This window comes from Streptomyces sp. PT12 (genome assembly GCF_003311645.1).
In the GTDB taxonomy this organism is placed as follows: domain Bacteria; phylum Actinomycetota; class Actinomycetes; order Streptomycetales; family Streptomycetaceae; genus Streptomyces.
In genome coordinates, this window is the sequence record NZ_QEST01000210.1 from 1 (window position 1) to 390 (window position 390).

1 protein-coding gene is annotated in these 390 nt (G+C 70.5%); it reads left to right on the plus strand.

Annotation, left to right across the window (positions count from 1 at the left end):
* Nucleotides 1-34: 34 nt before the first annotated feature.
* Nucleotides 35-390 (plus strand): acyltransferase domain-containing protein (locus DEH69_RS22945; protein ID WP_258534893.1); only part of this gene is annotated, 356 nt, incomplete at its 3' end.

Genomic DNA, 390 nt, shown 5'->3' on the forward strand with positions numbered 1-390 from the left:
TGGCGGTTTGGGTGGCGGTCTTGAGGTGGCGGCGGTGAACGGGCCTGGCTCAACGGTTGTCTCGGGTGGCGAGGAGGGTCTGGCCGCGCTGATGGGCGCGCTTGAGGCCGAGGGCGTGCGGGTGCGGCGGGTTCCGGTGGACTACGCGTCGCACCACTCCGCGGTGGAGTCCGTGGGCGACCGGCTGCTGCGCGATCTTGGCTCCGTGGCGGCCGGGGTGTCGCGGGTGCCGTTCTACTCGACGGTGACGGGTGGCGTGGTCGAGGGTCCTGAGCTCGATGCCGGGTACTGGTTCGAGAATCTGCGGCGCCCCGTCGAATTCGCCGGTGTTACCCGGCTGTTGATCGAGGAGGGGCACTCCCTCTTCGTCGAGGCGAGCGCCCACCCCGT